Consider the following 2,662-nt stretch of genomic DNA (forward strand, 5'->3'; position numbering starts at 1 on the left):
CGGCATACTGCGCCGCCAACGGATTTTGCAGGCGGATAGGATTGGTATTGGCAGCAAAGTCTTGCTCCCATTGCTCATCCACAAACGCATAGCTGACCACTTCGCGGTAACCGCGAGCCGCCATTTCGTTATAAACCGCAAAACGAGGGCGTTTGGTTTCAGGCAAGGCCAACATTTTCAGACGGCCTGAAGTATAGTCGTCAGGAATATTCTCATAACCGTAAACGCGGCCGATTTCTTCAATCAAATCGGCTTCGATTTCGATGTCGAAACGGAAGCTAGGAGAAGTAACACGGAAGCCTTCTTCGGTTTTCTCAGGCTGCAAACCCAAGTGTTGCAAGATAATTTCGACTTGCTCGGCAGGGATTTCAACGCCCAATACCGTTTTCAGACGGCCTAAACGCAATTCGACCTGTTTTGCCTCGGGCAATTTGCCTTGTGCTTCAACCATTTCACCGGCTGCACCACCGCAAATCTGCAACACCAATTCGGTAGCACGCTCAATGGCATCAGCTTGCAAGCGGTAATCCACACCACGCTCAAAACGGAAAGAAGAATCCGAACCAAAACCGTATTGACGGGATTTACCCGCAATAATCTCCGGAGCAAACCAAGCAGCTTCCAGTACGATATTTTGCGTGTCATCTGAAACCGCGCTTGCCTCGCCGCCCATCAAGCCGGCCAAGCTCAACGCACCTTTTTCATCAGCGACCACCAGTGTATTGTCAGCCAAAGTAACCGTCTTCTCGTTCAGACACGCCAAAGTCTCGCCATTTTGAGCACGGCGGACAATCAAACTGCCTGACAGCTTGTCAGCATCGAAAACATGCATAGGCTGACCGATTTCCAGCATCACATAGTTGCCGATGTCCACCAATGCGGAAATGCTGCGGATACCGCTGCGTTCCAAACGTTGTTTCATCCAATCGGGAGTAGCCGCTTTCGCATTGACATTTTCAATAACGCGACTGATAAAACGGCCGCAGTCGGCCGGTGCGTCAATACGGACAGCCTGTTTTTTCTCACTGCCGATAAAGGCCGTCTGAATTTCAACAGGCCTAAACGCACATTGAGTCAACGCAGAAACCTCACGCGCAATACCCTTAACGCTCAAGCAATCAGCGCGGTTAGGCGTAATTTTCAACGTAAACAGCGTATCGTCCAAATCCAAGTATTCACGGATATTGGCACCGACAGGCGCATCTTCAGGCAGAATGTGCAGACCGTCTACACCATCATCAGGCAAACCCAGTTCATTGGCCGAACACAGCATACCGTTTGATGGTACGCCGCGCATTTTAGTCGGCTTAATTTTAAAGTTACCCGGCAAAACGGCACCCGGCAACGAACACGGCACTTTAATACCCGGCTTGACATTTGGCGCACCACAAACAATCTGAACCAACTCGCCCGTACCGGCATCAACTTGGGTAACGTTCAAACGGTCTGCATCAGGATGTTTTTCAACAGATTTTACTTCGGCAACAACCACGCCACTGAAAGCAGGGGCGGCAGTATCGATTTCTTCCACTTCCAAACCGGCCATGGTCAAAAGATGTTCCAGTTTATCGGCAGAAAGATCAGGATTGGCTTGAGTTTTCAGCCACGAATAAGGAAATTGCATATTATTTTCTCTACTATCAGGCCGTCTGAAACAAATTTTTATCAGACGAAATCAGTAATATCTATTCACTTTTCAGACGGCCTATCAAAAGACCATCTGAAATTTATTTAAACTGCTTCAAGAAGTTCAAATCGTTATCGAAGAACAAGCGCAGGTCATTGACGTTGTAGCGCAACATGGCAAAACGGTCGAGACCGATACCGAAAGCGAAACCGGTATATTTTTCAGGGTCGATATTCACATTTTTCAACACGTTAGGATGTACCATACCGCAACCACCTACTTCCAACCATTTGCCATTCTCACCCATAATGTCGATTTCGGCAGAAGGCTCAGTAAACGGGAAGAAAGACGGACGGAAACGTACTTGCAGGTCATCGCGTTCAAAGAAGCGACGGATAAAGTCAGTGAACACTGCTTTCAAATCGGCAAAAGTGACACCCTCTTCTACCCACAAACCTTCGGCCTGATGGAACATAGGCGAGTGAGTGGCATCACTGTCCACACGGTAAACACGGCCGGGAGCAATAATACGGATAGGCGGCTCTTTTTTGTCGAGCATATAGCGGATTTGAATAGGCGAAGTGTGTGTGCGTAAAACGTCTCCGTTTTCAACATAGAAGGTATCTTGCATCGCACGCGCGGGGTGATTTGCAGGAATATTCAAGGCTTGGAAATTGTGGAAATCGTCTTCGATTTCAGGGCCGTCCGCCACTTCAAAACCCATACCGTGAAACAGCTCAACCACACGTTGCAAAGTCAAAGTCACTGGGTGCAAACCGCCATGCTCTTGTGCACGGCCCGGCAAAGTAATATCCAAGGCTTCTGCAGCCAATTGGGCTTGCAGCTTGGCTTCATTCAGGGCATCGCGTTTGGCATTAAAAGCCGTCTGAAACTGATTTTTGCATTCATTGATGTGCGCGCCTATGGTTTTACGCTCTTCAGGAGACATTTGACCCAAAGTTTTCAAAAGTCCGGTCAATTCGCCGGTTTTACCAAGATAGCGTGCTTTAATTTGTTCTAAGGCATTGAAGTCTT

At 48.2% G+C, this 2,662-nt stretch carries 2 protein-coding genes; both read right to left on the reverse strand.

Annotation, left to right across the window (positions count from 1 at the left end):
* The coding region (gene pheT / locus ACTHUE_RS14980) for a phenylalanine--tRNA ligase subunit beta (RefSeq protein ID WP_440423898.1) at positions 1-1,624 on the reverse strand (1,624 nt) is incomplete at its 3' end.
* A 103-nt stretch (positions 1,625-1,727) separates the two neighbouring features.
* The coding region (gene pheS, locus ACTHUE_RS14985; RefSeq protein ID WP_440423899.1) for a phenylalanine--tRNA ligase subunit alpha at positions 1,728-2,662 on the reverse strand (935 nt) is incomplete at its 5' end.

The organism is Neisseria sp. P0021.S005 (assembly GCF_051956955.1).